Source organism: Mesorhizobium sp. M7A.F.Ca.US.006.01.1.1 (genome assembly GCF_003997935.1).
Lineage (GTDB): Bacteria > Pseudomonadota > Alphaproteobacteria > Rhizobiales > Rhizobiaceae > Mesorhizobium.
In genome coordinates, this window is the sequence record NZ_RZQL01000038.1 from 16,527 (window position 1) to 35,468 (window position 18,942).

Annotated in this window: 17 protein-coding genes; 7 read left to right on the forward strand and 10 right to left on the reverse strand. The window is 61.0% G+C overall.

What is annotated here, in order from left to right; translation table 11 throughout:
* Positions 1-2: 2 nt before the first annotated feature.
* The 4 genes from EN943_RS09600 to EN943_RS09615 form a co-directional block, all read right to left on the reverse strand.
* Positions 3-626 (reverse strand): methyltransferase domain-containing protein, encoded by a 624-nt coding sequence (locus tag EN943_RS09600; RefSeq protein WP_127412406.1) that lies wholly within the window; start codon positions 624-626, stop codon positions 3-5.
* On the reverse strand, positions 627-1,646 hold the full coding sequence (locus tag EN943_RS09605; protein ID WP_245475672.1) for a glycosyltransferase family 2 protein: 1,020 nt from the start codon (positions 1,644-1,646) through the stop codon (positions 627-629). It abuts the gene before it with no gap.
* 99 nt (positions 1,647-1,745) lie between these two features.
* Positions 1,746-2,318: an ATP-binding cassette domain-containing protein gene (locus EN943_RS09610; RefSeq protein WP_245475676.1), complete on the reverse strand. Its 573-nt coding sequence runs from the start codon at positions 2,316-2,318 to the stop codon at positions 1,746-1,748.
* Positions 2,319-2,452: 134 nt separating this feature from the next.
* A complete protein-coding gene (locus tag EN943_RS09615) occupies positions 2,453-3,340 on the reverse strand; it encodes an ABC transporter permease (protein ID WP_245475678.1) in 888 nt (295 codons plus the stop codon).
* Between the two features lie 318 nt (positions 3,341-3,658).
* Here EN943_RS09615 and EN943_RS09620 point away from each other — a divergent pair, with 318 nt between their 5' ends.
* The 3 genes from EN943_RS09620 to EN943_RS09630 all read left to right on the forward strand — a co-directional run bounded on the left by EN943_RS09620 (position 3,659) and on the right by EN943_RS09630 (position 7,278).
* Positions 3,659-5,647, forward strand: a complete 1,989-nt coding sequence (locus EN943_RS09620) for a nucleoside-diphosphate sugar epimerase/dehydratase (protein WP_164778132.1) — start codon at positions 3,659-3,661, stop codon at positions 5,645-5,647.
* A 33-nt stretch (positions 5,648-5,680) separates the two neighbouring features.
* Positions 5,681-6,616, forward strand: coding sequence for a glycosyltransferase family 2 protein (locus EN943_RS09625; RefSeq protein WP_127412408.1), 936 nt, complete (start codon positions 5,681-5,683; stop codon positions 6,614-6,616).
* Positions 6,617-6,738: 122 nt separating this feature from the next.
* The gene (locus tag EN943_RS09630) at positions 6,739-7,278 is read left to right on the forward strand and encodes a sugar transferase (protein ID WP_127412409.1); all 540 of its coding nucleotides are present in this window, start codon (positions 6,739-6,741) and stop codon (positions 7,276-7,278) included.
* A gap of 63 nt (positions 7,279-7,341) precedes the next feature.
* Here EN943_RS09630 and EN943_RS09635 read toward each other — a convergent pair whose 3' ends face one another.
* Complete coding sequence (locus EN943_RS09635; RefSeq protein ID WP_127412410.1) at positions 7,342-8,277, reverse strand: NAD-dependent epimerase/dehydratase family protein; 936 nt, start codon at positions 8,275-8,277, stop codon at positions 7,342-7,344.
* Positions 8,274-9,572: an O-antigen ligase gene (locus EN943_RS09640; protein ID WP_127412421.1), complete on the reverse strand. Its 1,299-nt coding sequence runs from the start codon at positions 9,570-9,572 to the stop codon at positions 8,274-8,276. The genes EN943_RS09635 and EN943_RS09640 overlap by 4 nt, the downstream gene beginning before the upstream one ends.
* 487 nt (positions 9,573-10,059) lie before the next feature.
* Between EN943_RS09640 and cysD the strand changes: the two genes are divergently transcribed.
* From cysD to cysQ, 3 genes are read left to right on the forward strand one after another with little or no spacing between them, the layout of a single operon-like run.
* The gene (gene cysD / locus EN943_RS09645; RefSeq protein ID WP_127412411.1) at positions 10,060-10,965 is read left to right on the forward strand and encodes a sulfate adenylyltransferase subunit CysD; all 906 of its coding nucleotides are present in this window, start codon (positions 10,060-10,062) and stop codon (positions 10,963-10,965) included.
* 2 nt (positions 10,966-10,967) lie between these two features.
* Positions 10,968-12,905, forward strand: coding sequence for a sulfate adenylyltransferase subunit CysN (gene cysN / locus EN943_RS09650; protein ID WP_164778133.1), 1,938 nt, complete (start codon positions 10,968-10,970; stop codon positions 12,903-12,905).
* Between the two features lie 10 nt (positions 12,906-12,915).
* On the forward strand, positions 12,916-13,707 hold the full coding sequence (gene cysQ, locus EN943_RS09655) for a 3'(2'),5'-bisphosphate nucleotidase CysQ (RefSeq protein WP_164778134.1): 792 nt from the start codon (positions 12,916-12,918) through the stop codon (positions 13,705-13,707).
* Positions 13,708-13,721: 14 nt separating this feature from the next.
* Here cysQ and EN943_RS09660 read toward each other — a convergent pair whose 3' ends face one another.
* The 4 genes from EN943_RS09660 to EN943_RS09675 form a co-directional block, all read right to left on the reverse strand.
* Entirely contained in the window at positions 13,722-14,864 is a 1,143-nt protein-coding gene (locus EN943_RS09660; RefSeq protein WP_127412414.1) for a DegT/DnrJ/EryC1/StrS aminotransferase family protein, read from the reverse strand.
* 249 nt (positions 14,865-15,113) lie between these two features.
* Positions 15,114-16,037, reverse strand: coding sequence for a carbohydrate kinase (locus EN943_RS09665; protein ID WP_127412415.1), 924 nt, complete (start codon positions 16,035-16,037; stop codon positions 15,114-15,116).
* The gene (locus tag EN943_RS09670) at positions 16,034-16,480 is read right to left on the reverse strand and encodes an RbsD/FucU domain-containing protein (RefSeq protein ID WP_127412416.1); all 447 of its coding nucleotides are present in this window, start codon (positions 16,478-16,480) and stop codon (positions 16,034-16,036) included. Before EN943_RS09670 ends, EN943_RS09665 begins: the two co-directional genes overlap by 4 nt.
* Positions 16,480-17,706, reverse strand: a complete 1,227-nt coding sequence (locus tag EN943_RS09675) for an ROK family transcriptional regulator (protein ID WP_127412417.1) — start codon at positions 17,704-17,706, stop codon at positions 16,480-16,482. The genes EN943_RS09670 and EN943_RS09675 overlap by 1 nt, the downstream gene beginning before the upstream one ends.
* A 228-nt stretch (positions 17,707-17,934) precedes the next feature.
* On the opposite strand from EN943_RS09675, the gene EN943_RS09680 reads away from it, so the two are divergent.
* Positions 17,935-18,942, forward strand: a 1,008-nt coding sequence (locus EN943_RS09680; RefSeq protein WP_164778135.1) for a sugar ABC transporter substrate-binding protein, incomplete at its 3' end; no start/stop codon positions are given.

Genomic DNA, 18,942 nt, shown 5'->3' on the forward strand with positions numbered 1-18,942 from the left:
TCTCAGTCACAACGGCAAAGGGCCATGGTCCAAGGGAGCGGCTTGAGGACCTCCACGACCTCCAGCGATTTGCCCAACAGGTTGATGAACGATGCGGACGACCAGTGCTGGATATGGCCTGGCGTATTTCCAAGGCTTGAGATGTATTTACCTCTGGCCATGTTAAGTGCCCGCCAGACAGGCTCCCGTGGCACGCTGACTAGAAGGTAAGGTTTGGCAAGCGATTTGAGTATCGCAAGGGCTTGTTCGGTATCTGGGATGTGCTCGAGAACTTCGCAACAGATCACCAGTTCGGCCGAAGCGACTTCGGGTGTCAGGTCGAAAAGCGAGCGTGTTTCAAATATTGGCTCCAGCCCACGCTTCGTGCATTGCTCATTAGCCTCCGAAACACTGACGGATTCCAGGTCGCTGCCGCGAACATTCCACCCCCGATCGTGAAGGCGAATGGACAAATTTCCCTCGCCGCAGCCGACCTCGTAAGCGTTGCGGACGCCTGTCTTCGCCGTCAACATATCGAAACTGCTTAGAAAGCCATCCATGAGATATCGTGCGATCGGATTCCGGGTATTGTATTTGTCGTAGTAATTGCCCGGAACGTTATCGTAGGCTGCTGGCGCTTCGTTCATCTACGCTATTCCGCTTATTTTACCTGCCTGAACCTTGGAACCTTCGCGATCTATCGAAAGCGAGCGGATCAATGCATTTTCCCGATGTTCCTGTTGCAGTTGCCTGATCCTGATTTCTTCGAGGATCTGCCTGTTAACCGCGATCAGTTCGGAAAGGATACCGCTCATGGCGAGGATGCCAGCCAGGGCAAGCAAGGCGCTGGAGAGAACCAGCGACTGAATGTTGCCGCTGCCTTCACCCCTTAGATAATGGAAAAGGAACCGGGCGATCATGATCAAACCCGGCGTGGCGACTATGGCCGCACACACCGAAAAGAAGCGCAGCGGGCTATAGACGACAAAGATCCTCACGACCGTTATCAGGGAGCGCCGCACATAGCTTGGTATGCTCTTGACCAGCCGCGAGGGCCGGAGATCGCCGTTCACGCGGATCGGCACGGAGGTGATCGGAATGTTCCTGCGGCCCGCCTGGATGATCGTTTCCAGCGTATAGGTGTAGCGGTTGAAGACGTTGAGCTGTATCGCCGCGTCGCGGTGGATGGCACGGAAACCGCTCGGCGCGTCGGGAACCGTCGTGCCGCTGGCAAGCTTGACGACCAGGCTTCCAAGCTTCTGCAGAAATTTCTTGACGGGTGAAAAATGCTCTATCTCGCTGATCGGCCTTGCGCCGACGACGATCAGGGCCTTTTTGTCCAGTATGGGCCGGACAAGATCGGGAATGCAGGAGGCATCGTACTGGTTGTCCGCATCGGTGTTGACAATAACATCGGCGCCGAGCTTCAACGCCGTCTCAATGCCGGTCATGAAGGCTTTGGCAAGCCCCTGATTGTGGGGCAGCGAGACCACGTGATCCACCCCGTTTTCCCGGGCAACCTCCACTGTGCGGTCAGTGGAGCCATCGTCGATCACGAGCCACTCTACCTGGTCGAAACCCTCGACCTGACGTGGGAGATCAGCAAGCGTGACGGCGAGTGTCCCCTCCTCATTCAAGCATGGGATCTGGATGATAAGCTTTGACAATCCACCCTCTTCTCTTTTTTCTTAACACCGGCTGGCTGCCATTCACGGCATGGACCTGAAGAACTTTGGATATCAAGCCAATTGATCGCGAGGCGGCTTTTAAACCAGAGACTCGATCCGCCCAGCCCGAAGCGTCATTTTCTTCGTGCAAACGCGCTCGATGAGCGCTTCGTCGTGGCTGGCCAATACGATGATGCCGGCCTTTTCCGCCAGTTGGTTCATCCGTTGTTTGGCTTTTTCCTGGAACGATGCGTCGCCGGCGCCAATCCATTCATCCATCAGCAGAATTTCGGGCTCGAGCGTGGTCGCCGCCGCAAATGCCAGGCGCGCCGCCATGCCCTGGCTGTACGCCTTGAACGGCAGGTCGATGAAGTCACCCAGTTCGCTGAAATCGATTATTTCTTCCATCTTCTCTTCGATCTCGGCCGCCGTCCAGCCACTGATCAATCCTCTCAGCACGATGTTCCTGCGCCCGGTGGCCTCGGGGCGAAACCCTATGTTGATGTTGAACAGGGCATCGACCTTGCCCGCGATCGATATCGTGCCACCCGACGGCTGATAGATTCCATATAGAACCTTGAGCAGCGTTGTCTTGCCGGCGCCATTCGGGCCGACAAGGCCCAACCGGTCGCCTGCCCTGAGTTCGAAGCTGACATCGTCGAGCGCCTGCACGACCTGCTTGGTGCCCGACTTGGCTATATTGCCGCCAAGAGCGCTGCGACGCCGGCCAGGCGCCGAAAGTGTCAGTTTTTCGAACAGACGATAAACGAGGCTGACATTGTTCAGTTGGATGGATGTCATGGAACTCAGATCAGGAAAACGATGCGTTTGCGATAACGGCCCAGCAACAGCAGCGCAAGAGCCCATAGGCCGAGACTGATGTAACCAGCCACGGCCAATGCGTGCGTCGGAAATATGCCGGCCGTGATCGGCTCACGCACGCCCTCCAGGAAATAGGTGAAGGGATTCCAATGATAGGCATACTTTTGGACGCCTTCCTGGCCGCTATAGACCCAGAAGACCGGCGTGAAGAACATGCCGACCCGCATCAGATTCCCGACGATGAACTCACTATCGGGAAAGAATGCGCCCAGGAACGCAAAAACCGTTACGAATGCAGGCGTTGCCAGGATGATGAGCAGCAGACCCAGCAGCGATAGCAGCCAATTCGTGCTGATTCCGTAACCGCCCAGCAGCAGAACAAGAACGCAACCCGCCAACGAATAAGCAGCCCTGATGATGCATTGCATCGTCAATCGCATCACATAGACGAACAACGGCAGCGTCGTGCCTTGAATGAAGCTCGCTTCTCGCTGGAAGAGCGACACGCTCATGGTGATGGTTTCGGTGAGATAGAACCAGACCAGCATGCCGATGGCTACATAGGCTATATAGCTTGGGTTGCTGGCGTCTGTGGTCACGAAAACAAAGACAAAAGTGCCGACGAAAGCGAAATAATTGACCAGCATCCAAAGCGGGCCGAGCGTCGTGCGTCTGTGCTGGTCGCCGATGTCCTCGTGGGCAAGCGCGATCCAGACCCGGTGTAATCTCATGGCTTTTGAGATGTCGTCAAAAGCGCCGTTTAGTGCCGCAATCATAGCTGGGAGTATCGCAATCCGTTGTTCTGGCGCATTATTCTTCGCTGGCCATAGCGAACCACCAAGCCCGTCTCTAATAGCCATTTCGGTGGGCATATGGCAACGCATTGCGTCGTAACGCGGTGGGGAGCAGAGTCAACTGCGGCAAAACTGAACGCATGCTGATGCTGTGTGGCTTATCTATTAGCGTTTGGTAATGTTGACTTTACGGCAATCGCCCGAGCATGATCCATGTTCTCCGCTGGAAGCCTCTTCCCGAAAAAACCTCTAGCTATGCCCTCGCCCCCGCAGTATGCGATACAGGACGGCGGGGGCCGGGGATGGCACTTGAGCAAGGTGATTGGTCGCGAAGTAACTTCGTGTTCGCACCTCGCTGGTGTCGATGCCCTTGAGCCTGGAGTCTAGTGCCGTCCAATGAATTCCAACCTAGAAGCTGTGTTCGGGCTCAGGCCACAGATGCGGCGCGCCTTCATCATGGTCCAGGACGTGGTCATGGTCCTGGTCGCCGTGGCACTCAGCCTTATCCTTTCGCGGTCGAATCTTTCGTTCGACGCGCTCTCCAACGAGGGTCTGGCGACATGGGCGGGCATCGTCGTTATCAGCCATTTGCTGTTCCGCTACAGTGGCCTCTACACCACCGTCTGGCGCTTCGCCTCGACGCCGGACTTTTTCAACATCCTGAAGAGCTGCGCGATTTTGACGTTCACTCTTTATATGGCGTCGCTGCTGCTGCGTTTTTACCGGCCGGTGGCGGGGCTCAACGAGCGTCAGTTCATCGTCTTTTTCCTCGTCTCCTTCACCATCATATCGGCACCCCGGCTGTTCTACCGCTTCCTGCGTGACGGCGCGAGTTGGGGGATTCTGAGCCGCAAGACCGACAGCAGGCAGGCCAAGCGCGCTCTGTTCGTCGGCCGGCTCGACGAAGCCGACCTGATTATTCGCTTCACCCGCACGGCGCAACCGGCGGACTATTCCATCGCAGGCATCATGGCGACCGAGCGCGGCGCACCGTTGGGCACGCGGATTCAAGGTGTTCCCGTGGTGGCGACGATGCCGCGCCTGATCGATGTCCTGGAGGATTATGCGACCGGCACCAAAAGCCTGGACCTGCTGATTTTCGGCAGCGGCGCCGAGCACGAAATCGAGGAGTATTCGGAACTCGTGCGCATTGCCCGGCACGGCGACATAAATGTGGTGCAGTTCTCAGGCCTTTCGGAGTTGGAACAGCACGGAAAGCTGGTTCTCGACACCGTCGAGATGGAAACGATCCTGCGCCGGCCGACGGTCGCGGCCGACATCCAGCGCATCGGCGCCTTTGTCGGCGGCAAACGCGTTCTGGTGACCGGCGGTGCCGGTTCGATCGGCCAGACGCTGGTCAGGAGGTCGCTGGAATTGGGAGCCGAGGCCGTGCTGGTCGCCGACAACTCCGAGTTCGGCATTTTCCAGCTGAGCCAGTATGTTGACGAGAAGGACCACGACCGCCTCAAGGTCCGCATCGTCGATGTCGCGGACCGGCGCCAGATAATGCGTGTCGTCACGGAATTCCGGCCGGACATAATCTTTCATGCCGCGGCGCTCAAGCACGTTCCGCTGCTCGAGGAAAACTGGGATTCGGCCATCCAGACCAATATCTTCGGAACGCTCGTCTGTGCCGAGGTTGCCGCCAAGTGCGGGGTTGCGCAATTTGTCCTGATATCGAGCGACAAGGCGGTGGATCCCTCGTCAGTGCTCGGCATGACGAAGCGGGCCGCCGAACAGATCATCAGCGCCTTGCATGGCACGCCGGCAGGCGAGACAAGCGGCCGTCGCCCGGCCACCAAGTTCATTGCAGTACGGTTCGGCAATGTCTTCGGCAGCAATGGTTCGGTGGCGACCATATTCCAGGCGCAGATCGAGGCCGGAGGGCCGGTCACCATCACCGACCGGCGCATGACGCGCTATTTCATGACCGTGGCCGAAGCCGTCGATCTCGTCATCATGTCGGCGGCCGATGCCGCGTCGCGGCAGAGCGGAGACGATTATGCCGTCTATATGCTCGACATGGGCAAGCCGGTGCCGATCCTTGAAGTGGCCGAAACGATGATCCGCTTGTCCGGAAAGAGCCCATACAAGGACGTCGCGATCCGGTTCACCGGTATAAGGCCGGGCGAGAAACTCCACGAAACGCTGCATGGCGAAGACGAGGAACTCGTCGAACTCGGCATCTCGAAGATTTTCGGCCTCAGCACGGACGTCGTGGAATGGTCGGATGTCCAGGTCGCGCTCACGGCGCTGCAGCAGTCGGCGAAAAACCAGGACAAGGCTGCCGCGCTCGCCGCTTTGGCAAGCCTTGACCGCGCCAAGAAGACCCGGGAAAGCCCTCATCAGGGCGCGATCCCGAAAACGGCGGGGCAGGCGAGCTAGGCCCGGTTCAGAATTCAGAAAGCGATCTTGCTCGTGAGCAAAGATGATCTGCGCATCGCGGTCCTGATGGGCACGAAAGACGGCGCCGCCTTCATCGAGGAGCAGCTGCAGTCCCTGCTCGAGCAGTCGCACCCTCTGATTGACCTGTGGATATCCGACGATGGCTCCACCGATGGCACGACCGCTATCATCGAGACATGGAAATCCCGCTGGCGGCCCAAGGGTCGAATGACGCTGGTAGAGGGGCCGCGGCAGGGCTTCGCCGCCAATTTCCGCTCCATGATCGTCGATCGACGCATCGAGGCGGACTGCTATGCCTTCTGCGACCAGGACGATATCTGGGAGCCCGACAGGCTGGAGAGCGCTATCGACTGGATGCGGACCCAGGATGCGAATACCCCGCTGATGTTTTGTTCGCGAACGGCGACCATGACGGAAACAGGGAGCCTTGTCGGCCATTCGCCGCTGTTTGCCCGGCCGCCATCCTTTCGCAACGCGCTTGTGCAAAGCATCGCCGGCGGCAACACCATCCTGCTCAACGAGGCGGCACGCGACCTGCTGGCCAGGGCCTCCACGCGGACCGGCTTCGTCAGCCACGACTGGTGGGCCTATCTCATCGTGACCGCCGCCGGCGGCATCGTCCGCTACGATCCGCGGCCGCTGGTGCGCTACCGGCAGCACGCGGCAAACCTGGTCGGCGCCAACGTGTCCTGGAAGGCAAGGGTGTCCCGGCTCGGCCGCCTGTTCAAGGGGGAATTCGCCGGCTGGACGGACCTCAACCTGGACGGTCTCGCCGTCAATCGCGACCTCCTGACCGAGGACGCGATGGCGTGCCTCGACCTTTTCACCCGCGGGCGCAATGGCGGCCTTTCCCGCCGCTTGGCAGGCTTGCGCCAAAGCGGCGTCTATCGGCAGACCGTCTCCGGAAACCTGGGGCTCTATCTCGCCTTCATCCTGGGGCGCATCTGAACATTGCGACGGCTGCGTGGCGCGCTTGGTCAAGAGATCGGCTCATGCTACGTCGGTCGGATTGACGGCATTGGCCTGCGGCATTGCCTTGGGACTTCGGCAGGGAGCACTATCGGCCGTTCATGAAGGCAGCCAAGCAAATCTTCGATCTTGCCGGTGCGGCTCTGCTGCTGGTGGCGACATCTCCTGTCTTGGCGCTCACCGTCCTTGCCGTTCGGGCATCGTCGCCGGGCCCGGCTATTTTTTCACAGGTGCGGGTCGGCCGTGACGGCCGGCTTTTCCGCTGCCACAAACTGCGCACGATGTATGTCGGCACGCCGTCGCTACCCTCGCATGAGGCGCCGGCGGATTCCGTGACATCGGTTGGAAAGGTCTTGCGGAAGTTCAAGCTCGATGAGCTGCCGCAGTTCTGGAACGTCCTGAAGGGCGAAATGAGCCTGGTCGGGCCGCGCCCCTGCCTGCCGACCCAAACGGAATTGATCGAGTGTCGCAGGCGGCTGGGGGTTTTGGCGGCGCTGCCGGGCATAACCGGCCTGGCCCAGATCAGGGGCATCGACATGTCTAACCCGGAGCTCTTGGCCGAAACGGATGCTGCCTACCTCCGCACCGCGTCGTTCTGGCTCGACCTTCGGATCCTGTTTGGAACGCTCTACCGAAGCTGAGCAGACCATGATCCCAAAAAGTGGAAGCCGGTTTTTGGAAAAGATCATGGTCAAGCAAGAAAGTCAGGATCTGCTGAGCCGCGCCAGCTCGGCCAGCCGCTCAAGCGTGCCGGCTTCAGGCGTCCACCCCTGCGATACCAGCAGAGCGGGGTCGCATATCTGTGTGGCGGTCAGGCTGTCCCAGAACGCCCGCCTGCCGAGCGCGGCCACGACCGGCCGTATCAGGCCGGCCGGCACAGCCATCAGGCGCACAGGCCGTCCCAACCCCTTGCGAAAGGCGGCGATAACGGCCTCGACGGCGACCGGCGGCACATCGGCGCCGACATAGATCGGGCGAAGCGGTCCGGAATGGCTGAGCAGGTGCGACACTGCTCGCACCGCAGCCTCGGAAGACATCAGCGAGCGGATTCCGGTCAAGGCACCCGTCGGCAGCGGCAGCGGCGTATCGGCAAGGCGCATCAGCGTTGCCAGATTTCCCCTCATGCCGCTTCCATAAACCGGAGGCAGGCGCAACACGGCGGCGTCGGAGCGGCCGTGTAACGCGTAGGCCTCCAAAACCTTGATCTCGCCTTCGCGCTTCGAGCGTCCATAGGCGCATTGTGGGGCAGGAAGCGTGTCTTCGTCGATCGTTGCGCTGACGCGCGCGCCGATCACCGCTCGGATCGAGGAGAGATGGATGAAACGTCCGCTGGCCTGTGCCGCCGCGGCATGCGCCAGCCGCGCGCTCAATTCCACATTGGCCGCCTGGTAATCGGCTTCGGTTGCATTTCCCTGATCATTGTTGAGGCCGGCGCAATGGACGACGTCAGTCACATTCCGGGTCAGTTCCAGGAAGGCGGCCGCCGGCGCGTCGAAACCGGGCATCGGCACAGTCTCGTTCCCCGAACCAAGCCTCTCGGGATGGCGGGAGGCGAGGCGAAGCTCGGCACCGGCTTGGCGAAGGTGGCGCACGACAAGACGCCCGATGAAACCTGTCGCGCCCGTGACCAGAATCTTCATGGCCTTGCCCGAAACAGCTCTTGCGTGACTGGTGCAAGTGCCTGCTCTTCCGGCAAGGGAACATGGCGTCCGGAGGCGAGATATGTTCCGCTCACCAGGAAGACCATCAGCACCGAGTCCAGAATGTCATGGCCGACCAGGATGCCTGTCATTCCGGCCGTCAGATAGGTGATCACCACGACGACAATCATGGTGGCGCCGAACCGCTCGTTCGGATCGCTGCTGTTTCGCAAGACCCGGGCGGCATTTCCAGCGGCAACGATAAAGATCGCTGCCAGCGTCACAGCGCCCAGAATTCCTGCTTGCACCAAGGCGGTCAGGAAGCCGTTGTGGAAATGGTTGAAGCCTGTGTCCATCGCGAACTGCTCATGAAAGCCCTGCTTGATCAGAAGTTGGGTTGCACCCACACCGTGCCCGAACAGTGGCATGTCATGGAATGCTTTGAGGCCGATCTCCCAAAGCGCAACACGTATTCCCAACGAGGTGTCGTAATTGCCGCTGGCTCCAAGCGCACCCCAATCGGAGCGCAAAAAGTCGACCCGCCCGGATATCGCCTGGAAGCTGGAAGCGGCGATCACGACGCCGACCGCTGCCAGCAGCAGCAGCAGGCGAACGGCATTCCTGCCTCTGAGCCTGTGCCGGTTGATCAGCATGACGGCGATGCCGGCGATCAGCAGTGCCAGCCAGACGATACGCGAGCCGGAATAAATGACGGCGATCGTCCCGGCCAGTGTCGCGTAGAAGAGGGGTGTCCGGGCTTGCTCAATACTGGACAAGGCGCCAGCCACACACATCACCACGGCAAGGCAGACGACGGTCGCGAAGACGATCGGATTTCCGGCTCCCCCCTCGGCCCTGACGCCAATCCAATATTGCTGGATGACGGCCATGAGCAGCGCGACAAAGCAGGCGGCCATGCTGGAAAGCACGACGATGCGGGCAAGCGTGGTTTTCTGCGTGATGCTCCAGGTCGAATAGGACACGGGAAAAAACAGGAAGGTGACGAGCGGGATAAGATGTGGCGCATCCCGGACGAACGAGTTGTTGACGATGGACGCCAGGAGATTGGCGGCGCAGTAGGCATAGATCGCGACCGTCATCCAGATCATGGGCCGGTCGGCGTTGAAGCGCCTTTTCCCTAAAGCAATCAGCAGGGCGGACGAAAGGCCTCCGCCATTGAACACAAAGCTGACCACCGACCCCAGGACCGGCGGAAAAAAGAAGCAAAGGATGGAGAAGTAGTTGTTGATCCGCGAAGGCGAGAATTGCTGTCTGAGGGATGAAAGCCGGCTCAATTTTCGGGCTCGCTGTTTTCGGCAAGTTTCATGCGGCGGATCTTGTTTAGCGAAGTTGAATGCGCTCGCCTCGAAATTGCCCATGCCTCATGATGCACTTGCCCGCTGCCGAGGCTGGTATAGCGGCTGCCCCCCATTTTCGATAGTGGATCGGGTGGATTGCCACCGAAAATCGGCGGTAGGCGACGGCCGACCAGGGGAAGTGCCTTGAAAGCCGTAGTCGGTCCATTCAAGCAATATTTTCCCCGCGTTTTCTCGGCTGTTGAGCTTGCGGGCAGGAATTTCCGGGTTTGGCGGCATCTGTGGAAAATTCATTCTCCAACCATGTGCGGCCGGGTCAGTCCAGCATTGTTCTTGACAATGGCGATCTGCTAGAACGCCGGCACGAGAAAGATTGTCCAGAAGCAAGGCTCGAACCGGGCGCAAAAAGCTCGATGGTTTGAGGCAAGGTCTTCTGTTGGAAGATACGAAAGAACGCCCACGGTCCATGACAACAGCGCTTACGCATCTTCAGCGGCTTGAAGCCGAGTCCATCCATATATTCCGCGAGGTTGCGGCTGCCTTTGCCAAGCCGGTCATGCTCTATTCGGTCGGCAAGGATTCATCCGTGTTGATGCATCTGGCGATGAAGGCGTTTTATCCCGCCAAGCCGCCGTTCCCCTTTCTTCACGTCGACACGACGTGGAAGTTCCGCGAGATGATCGCCTTTCGCGATCAGATGGCGCAGAAACTTGGCTTCGATCTCCTGGTTCATGTCAACGAAGACGGCGTGCGCGACAACATCAATCCGTTCGACCATGGTTCGAACACCCACACCCATGTCATGAAGACCGTGGCGCTGCGCCAGGCGCTCGACAAATACGGTTTCGATGCAGCCTTTGGCGGCGCTCGTCGCGACGAGGAGAAATCGCGCGCCAAGGAGCGCATCTTTTCCTTCCGCAACGCCCAGCATGTGTGGGATCCGAAGAACCAGCGCCCCGAAATGTGGAAGATATTCAACACCCGCATCGCATCGGGTGAATCGATCCGCGTCTTTCCGCTGTCGAACTGGACCGAACTCGATATCTGGCAGTACATCCTGCAGGAAAATATCCCGATCGTGCCGCTCTATTTCGCCAAGGAACGGCCGGTGGTGGAACGCGACGGCATGCTGATCCTGCGGGACGACGAGCGCATGAAACTGCGCCCCGGCGAGACAGTGGAGAACCGGCTGGTGAGGTTCCGCACGCTTGGCTGCTATCCGCTGACCGGCGCCATCGAATCGGATGCCGACACGCTGGAAGCCATCGTCGGCGAAATGCTGACGGCACGGACGTCGGAACGGCAGGGTCGCCTGATCGACCGCGATGAAGCCGGCTCGATGGAAAAGAAGAAGCGCGAGGGGTACTTTTGACCATGCGCCACATCATGGCAAAGAGCCTCGCCCCCACCGACGGCGTTCGCGACTATCTGGCGGCGCAGGAGAAGAAGTCGCTGCTGCGCTTCCTGACCTGCGGCTCGGTCGATGACGGCAAGTCGACGCTGATCGGGCGCCTGCTGTCCGACACCAAGCAGATTTTCGAGGACCAGCTCGCCGCGCTCGAACGCGATTCGCGCAAGCATGGCACGACGGGCGACGATATCGATTTCGCTCTGCTGGTCGATGGTCTGGAGGCTGAGCGCGAGCAAGGCATCACCATCGACGTCGCCTACCGTTTCTTTGCCACGCCGAAGCGCAAATTCATCGTCGCCGACACACCTGGCCACGAGCAATACACCCGCAACATGGCTACCGGCGCCTCGACCGCCGACCTGGCGATCGTGCTGATCGATGCCAGGCAGGGTGTGCTTCGCCAGACAAGGCGGCATTCGATCATCGCCTCGCTGCTCGGCATCCGTCACGTCGTGCTGGCCGTCAACAAGATCGATCTTGTCGATTTCGATCGGGCGGTTTTCGACCGGATCGTCGAAGACTACGGGCAATTCTCGCGCGATCTCGGATTCCAGACCATTGTGCCGATCCCGATGTCGGCCCGTTATGGCGACAATGTCAGCCGTCGGTCGGAAAGCATGGAATGGTATTCCGGCCCGACGCTGATCGAGCATCTCGAAACCGTGTCCGTCGACGAAGCGATGATCGAACTGCCGTTCCGTTTCCCGATCCAGTATGTCAATCGTCCCAACCTCGACTTTCGCGGCTTTGCCGGCACGGTCGCCTCCGGCACGGTTGCGCCCGGCGACGAGGTCGTTGTCGCCAAGTCCGGCAAATCCTCGCGCGTCAAGCGGATCGTCTCGTATGGCGGCGATCTCCCCCAGGCGGCCGCCGGCCAGGCCGTCACGCTCGTCCTCGACGACGAAGTCGAAATCTCGCGCGGCAACATGCTGGTTTCGCCTGCAGCACGGCCGCAGGTCGCCGACCAGTTCGCCGCCAACATCGTCTGGTTCGACGAGCATGCGTTGCTGCCAGGCCGTTCTTACATCCTGCGCACCGAGACCGACCAGACCAGCGCCACCGTCACCGACCTGAAATATCGGATCAATGTCAATGACTTTGCCCATGAAGCGGCCAAGTCGCTCGAAATGAACGAAGTCGGCATCTGCAACATCTCGACGCGGACGCCGATCGCCTTCGATCCCTTCGCCGAAAACCGCACCACCGGCGCCTTCATCCTGATCGACCGCATCTCAAACGCTACGGTCGGCGCCGGCATGATCCTGCACTCGTTGCGCCGTGCCGAAAACATTCATTGGCAGTCGCTCGATGTCGGCAAGCGCGTGCGCGCCGACATGAAGAACCAGCGTCCCGCCGTGTTCTGGTTCACCGGGCTGTCGGGATCCGGCAAGTCGACCATCGCCAACCTGTTCGAAAAGAAGCTGTTCGCCACCGGCCGTCATACCTATATCCTGGACGGCGACAACGTCCGTCACGGTCTTAATCGCGATCTTGGCTTCACCGACGCCGATCGCGTTGAGAACATCCGCCGCGTTGCCGAAGTGGCGCGTTTGATGGCCGATGCCGGTCTGATCGTCATTGTTTCGTTCATTTCGCCGTTCAGCGCCGAGCGGCGCATGGCACGTGAATTGATGGCCGACGGCGAATTCGTCGAGGTGTATGTCGATACGCCTTTCGAGGAATGCGCCCGGCGTGATCCGAAGGGCCTCTATGCGCGCGCGCTGAACGGCGAGATCAAGAATTTCACCGGCGTCGATTCCCCTTATGAAGCGCCGGAAACCCCGGAGATCCATCTGCAGACACTCGGCAAATCGGCCGAAGAGATGGTCGACGCCCTGGAACACTGGCTGAACGAGCGCGACATTGCCGAAGACCAATACGATAGCGGCGGCGGCATCTGACGACAGGCTGATGCTTGAAATCTTCGAGCGCCTGGCCCTGGCCGCTGGGCGTGAGGTGATGCGCGTGTTCCACGCCGGCTGTGCGGTTGACCGCAAGTCCGACGCCTCGCCGGTGACCGAGGCAGACCGCGAGAGCGAAAAGATCATTCTCGCCGGACTGCGTGCCGCATTTCCCGATATCCCCTGCGTGGCCGAGGAAGAAGCTTCCGCCGGCATCGTGCCGCCCGCCCTGCACGGAGCTTTCTTCCTGATCGATCCGCTTGACGGCACCAAGGAGTTCGTCAACCGCCGCACCGATTTCACCGTCAACATTGCGCTGGTTCGCAATGGCGTGCCGGAAGTCGGCGTCGTCTTTGCGCCCTGTACGGGGCGCTTCTTTTCCGGCCAGCCGGGCAGGGCGGAATCACTCGAAATCGATAGCGGCTACCAGATCGTCGGCCGCCGGCCGATCTCGGTGAGAACGGCCGCAACGCCGCTGGCCGTCGTCGCCAGCCGTTCCCACAACACGCCGGAAACGGAGGCCTATATTCGCGACCTTGGTGCCGCCGAAATCGTCTCGGTCGGTTCGTCCTTGAAATTCTGCCTTCTCGCCAGTGCCGAGGCTGATGTCTATCCGCGCTTCGGCCGCACGATGGAATGGGACACGGCGGCCGGCGACGCAGTCCTGCGCGCCGCCGGCGGCATGACGCGCACGCTGGACGGCCAACCTCTGGTTTATGGCAAGCGCAGGCAAAGCGACGACGAGGACTTCGCCAATCCGCATTTCATTGCCAGCGGCAGGGCAGGGGTCAGCCCCGCCTGAGAAGGCCCCGCAGCTTACTCTGCTGCGGCCTGCGCCGAATTCGAGCCTATATAGTTGCGGATCGTCTCGATGATGCGGTCCTGGTCAGCTTCGCTGAGATACGGGTGCATCGGCAGGCACAGAATCCGCTTCGGCAGGTCCTCCGACACGGCAAGGCCGGTCGGCGTGCGTGGGTAGTCGCGATAGGCGACTTGGGCATGCAGCGGCTTCACGTAGTAAATGACAGACGGAATGCCTTTCTCGCCGAGATGCGCCCTCAGCCCGTCGCGCTTGGGCGTCTCGATGGCGTATTGCGCCCAGGCCGAACGGCTGCCGTCCCGATTGCGGGCGGCGGTGACGATGTCGCCAAGCCCTTCGGCATAGCGATTTGCCACCACCTGCCGGGCGACCATCTCGTCTTCCAGAATGGCCAGTTTCTCGATCAGGATCGCCGCCTGGATCGTGTCGAGCCGCGAATTGATGCCGACGCGGACATTGTCGTATTGCGTTTCGCCCTTGCCGTGGAAGGCGAAGGACCGAAGCTGTTCGGCCAGCGCATCGTCATTTGTGAACATCGCGCCGCCGTCGCCGTAGCAGCCAAGCGGCTTGGCGGGATAGAAGCTGGTCGATCCGACATGGCCGAAAGCACCGCACATCTTGCCGTCGAGCGAACCGCCCATCGACTGGGCGGCATCCTCGATCACCATCAGCCCTTCGCGGTTGGCGATCGCCATGATCGCATCGTAGTCCGCGGCAAGGCCAAACAGATCGACGGGAATGATAGCCTTCGGCTTCAGCCTTCCTTCCTTTTTGATTAAGGCGATGGCCGCTTCGAGGCTGGCAATGTCGATGTTGTAGCTATGCGGGTCGACATCGACGAACACAGGCTCGGCCTTGGCCAGCGCCACCACTTCGGCGGTGGCGGCGAACGTGAAGCTCGGCACGAACACCGCGTCACCCGGGCCGACGCCGGCCGCAAACAGCGGCAACAGCAGCGCGTCGGTGCCGTTGGCGCAGGCGACGACATGCTTGGTGCCGATATAGGCGGCAAGCTTATTCTCGAATTCGGTGACTTGCGGGCCAAGAATATAACGGCCTTCGTCGACGACACGGTCGATCGCGGCCTTCAGTCGGTCGCGGATTCGTTCGCGCTGCGCGCCAAGATCGATGAACTGCATGTCGGCCTCAAAACGGGTTAGCCAGATAATCGGCCGCTGGTACCAGAGTTGCGCTTGCCGAGAAAGCCGGGCAGGCGGAGCCCTAAATTGCCCATGTGTCGCAGTCCGTTACCAGTATTTCCCGGCGAATGTCAGTCAGATGCCGGAAATCCGGGCTTCGTCGGGCACCATCCCGCCCTTATAGCCCTGTAAAGAGCCCCTGCGAAACATAAAGTGATCGATTGGGCTCAACTTATTTTGAGCGTTTGCTCAGGCGATTTCATGTCGCCAGGGTGGATTGGCGCCGGCCCGCGACACGGTCACTGCCGCCGCCTTCGCGCCGAGCGCCAGCGCCTTGTGGATGGCGTCTTTCGACAAGCCGGAAATCGCCGCCTTGGTCAGCAGGCCCTGCTCATGCAAGGAGGCGAGGATGCCGGCGTTGAAGGTGTCGCCGGCGCCGACCGTGTCGACCACCTCGACCTTTTCCGGCATGACGATGACGGCATGTTCCCTCGTATAGCCGACGGCGCCTTCGCTGCCATGGGTGACGACGATCAGCTTCGGGCCTCGATCCAGCCAGTTGCGGATGACATCCTCATGCGAGCCGGCTTCGCCGAACCAGTTCAAATCTTCGTCCGACAGCTTCACGATGTCGGCCATCGCCATCATGGCGCGAATGCGCTTGAGGTGCTTGGCCTTGTCCGGGATGAAGTTCGGCCGGATGTTGGGGTCGAGCATCATGACGCGGCTTTCATGCTCGCGCCGCATGAACTCTTCATAGGCACTGCCGGCGGGCTCGGAGATCAGGCTGATGGCGCCGAACAGCATGGCCTCGATCTCGTTGCCGAGCTGCGGCAAATCGTTGACGGTCAGCATGCGTCCGGCGGTGTTCTCGTCATAGAAAGTGTACGTCGCCTGGCCGTTGGTGAGCTTGACGAAGGCCAGCGTGGTAGGCCGTGGCGAGGTATGTGCATAGGTGGAGCTGACCTTGCTCGCCCCAAGCGCATCCCTGAACTGGCCGCCGAACAGATCCGACGACAGGCCGGAAAAGAAGCCGGCCGGCGCGCCGAGCCGGCCAAGCGCGATCGCCGTGTTGAACACGGCGCCGCCGACATAAGGCGCGAAGGCCGGCTCACCCGCTGTGGTCGTGCGCGGCAGCATGTCGATCAGGGCTTCGCCGCAGCAGAGGATCATGGCTTCCTGGTCTCCGGCGGATGGATCACGCCCTTGCGGATGATGATGTTGGCGTAGAGCCGCGGCTCGCTGGTCGCGACGATGGCATGCGCCGATTTGACCCGTGCATAGAAGTCGGCGCCAGCCAGCGCAACCACCTTGCGGCCCGGCGCACGTTGGGCGCAGATCGCCTCGATCTCACGGTGGACGGGGTCGGCAAGCGAGGGGTCGCCCTTGACCGAGGCGCGAAACAGCGCCTCCGGCACGGCGTCGTCCACCGGCAGCACGCTCAAGATCGCGTCGAGCACCGGGATGAGGTGGTGACCGTCGGCTCGTACCAGCCGGGTTGCCTGCTGTTCCGCCGGATAGTTCCCGTCGACAAGCGCGATTTCGTCGCCATGGCCCATGCCGCGCAGTATCGCCAGAAGCTCCGGACCGAGCAGCGCCGGAATTCCGATCAGCATCAGGCGCTCCTGGAAATCGTCGTCGAGCCAATCAGGAAGCGTTCGGATAGTGGCAGGCTGGCTCCGCCGAGCGCCCGGGCATGAATGCCGACGGTTCCCTCGCGGACCGCGGGCAGCTTCAAGCCTTCGCCGTCGATTGTGGCGATGGCCGCGATGATGGCATCGACCAGCTGCCGGCGCACCGCCTTCGGCATCCAGCCGTCGATCACCGCCGCCTCGAAATCGATGACCGAGGATGCTGCGACGATGGCGTAGGCGAGCGCTTGCGAGGCGCTGGCGATCCAGTCGTCGAGCTCGGGTCCGATCTCGCCCCAGTCTTCCGGCGAGGTCCACAGATGCGAGGCCTCGACGCCGCGCGCATTGAGCGCCTTCTCGAGCATGGCGATGGACGCCACGTCGATCAGTTGGGTCGGCTTGCCGTCCGGCCCGGGCACCGGCATGGAGCCGAGCGCTCCGGCATTGCCTGTCGGGCCGCCAAAAAGCCGGCCGTTCAGCACGATGCCGCCACCGGCAAAGGCGCCGATATAAAAATAGACGAAGTCACGCGCGCCGCCTGCCTGGCCGAAGACGAGCTCAGCGCCGCAGGCCGACGTGGCATCGTTCTGCAAATAGACCGGAAAATCGCATTGCGCCTGGATGTCGGTCCTGATGTCGCGGTGACGCCATTCGTCCATCACGTCGCGCGGGGCGCCGGCGGTATCGGCCCAGTTCCACAATTCGAACGGCATGGCGATGCCGAGCCCGGCGATGCGCTTGTCCTGTGCGGGCGTCAGCGCGCCGCGCATCTGCCGCATGCCGTTGCTGACGAAGTCCACCGTCTCGCGCGGCGCCGGGTAGCGATAGGAATGCTGCAGCATCGAACGGACATTGCCAAGGAAATCGATCAACACCAGTTCAGCGCTGCGGCGGCCGATCTTCAGGCCGATGAAGAAAGCGCCTTCGGGATTGAGCGCCATCGGGATGGAAGGCTGGCCGATCTTGCCGCGCAACGGCGCCTGGCGCAGCAGGAGGCTTTCTTCCTCCAGCTCGCGCATGATGACCGAAACCGTCTGCGCCGAAAGTCCGGTCATGCGGGCGATGTCGGATTTTGCCAGGCTGCCGTGCTGGCGCACCAGCGACAGCACCAACCGCTCATTGTGGTCGCGCATGCCGCTCTGGTTGGTGCCGCGGTGAATGAGACTGTCATTCACCTCGGGCGAACCGTGCCTCGCAATGGCCGTTTCCACCCTGTTCCTCCCGTCGTTTCCCCTCAATGCTTTTGGGCCAGAATGGGTGAACGAAGCAAGGCTGTCAATAATAAATAAGAGTGATTTAATTATTGACAGAGGCTTCTTGCTGGTGTCTGTTGAGGCAGCGTCCACGCTGGGAGAATTTCGTTGGACGCGCTGCAGGTGCCGGTTGGCCGGCATCCGGAATGGTTCCACTGGGAGGAAATCGTGACCAATACAAAACTGTTGAAATCGACCGTGTTTGCCGCCGCGGCTCTGGGGCTGGTAGCGTTTGCGTCGTCCGCATCCGCGGCCGGTGTCGGTGCCTGCCTGATCACCAAGACCGACACCAATCCCTTCTTCGTCAAGATGAAGGAAGGCGCCACCGCGAAGGCCAAGGAACTCGGCGTCGACCTCAAGACCTACGCCGGCAAGATCGACGGCGACAGCGAGAGCCAGGTCGCGGCGATCGAAAGCTGCATCGCTGACGGCGCCAAAGGTATTTTGATCACGGCATCCGACACCAAGGGCATCGTGCCGACCGTGAAGAAGGCGCGTGATGCCGGCCTGCTGGTGATCGCGCTCGACACGCCGCTCGATCCGATCGACGCCGCCGACGCGACCTTTGCGACGGACAATCTCGAAGCCGGCAAGCTGATTGGCGCCTGGGCCGCCGCCACGCTTGGCGACAAGGCGAAGGACGCCAAGATCGGCTTCCTTGACCTGACCCCTTCGCAGCCGACCGTCGACGTGCTGCGCGACCAGGGCTTCATGATGGGCTACGGTATCGATGTGAAGGATCCCAACAAGATCGGCGATGAGGACGATGCACGCATCGTCGGCCACGACGTCACCAACGGTAACGAAGAGGGCGGCCGCAAGGCGATGGAGAACCTGCTTCAGAAGGACTCCGGCATCACCGTCATCCACACCATCAACGAGCCGGCCGCTGTCGGTGCCTACCAGGCGCTCAAGGCCGTTGGCCTTGAAAAGCAGGTGCTGATCGTTTCGGTCGACGGTGGCTGCCCCGGCGTGAAATCGGTTACCGAAGGCGTGATTGGCGCGACATCGCAGCAATATCCGCTGCAGATGGCAGCACTCGGTATCGAGGCGATCGCCGCTTTTGCCAAGGACGGAACCAAGCCGAAGCCGACCGAAGGCAAGAACTTCTTCGACACCGGCGTCAATTTGGTGACCGACAAGCCGGCCACCGGCGTGAAGTCCATCGACACCAAGGAAGGCCTCGCCAAGTGC

Coding starts and splice junctions, on each gene's coding strand:
- EN943_RS09600 (WP_127412406.1), bottom strand. CDS start 626: ATGAACGAAGCGCCAGCAGCCTACGATAACGTTCCGGGCAATTACTAC.
- EN943_RS09615 (WP_245475678.1), bottom strand. CDS start 3,340: ATGCCCACCGAAATGGCTATTAGAGACGGGCTTGGTGGTTCGCTATGG.
- EN943_RS09620 (WP_164778132.1), top strand. CDS start 3,659: ATGAATTCCAACCTAGAAGCTGTGTTCGGGCTCAGGCCACAGATGCGG.
- EN943_RS09630 (WP_127412409.1), top strand. CDS start 6,739: ATGAAGGCAGCCAAGCAAATCTTCGATCTTGCCGGTGCGGCTCTGCTG.
- EN943_RS09635 (WP_127412410.1), bottom strand. CDS start 8,277: ATGAAGATTCTGGTCACGGGCGCGACAGGTTTCATCGGGCGTCTTGTC.
- cysD (WP_127412411.1), top strand. CDS start 10,060: ATGACAACAGCGCTTACGCATCTTCAGCGGCTTGAAGCCGAGTCCATC.
- cysN (WP_164778133.1), top strand. CDS start 10,968: ATGCGCCACATCATGGCAAAGAGCCTCGCCCCCACCGACGGCGTTCGC.
- cysQ (WP_164778134.1), top strand. CDS start 12,916: ATGCTTGAAATCTTCGAGCGCCTGGCCCTGGCCGCTGGGCGTGAGGTG.
- EN943_RS09660 (WP_127412414.1), bottom strand. CDS start 14,864: ATGCAGTTCATCGATCTTGGCGCGCAGCGCGAACGAATCCGCGACCGA.
- EN943_RS09665 (WP_127412415.1), bottom strand. CDS start 16,037: ATGATCCTCTGCTGCGGCGAAGCCCTGATCGACATGCTGCCGCGCACG.
- EN943_RS09670 (WP_127412416.1), bottom strand. CDS start 16,480: ATGCTGATCGGAATTCCGGCGCTGCTCGGTCCGGAGCTTCTGGCGATA.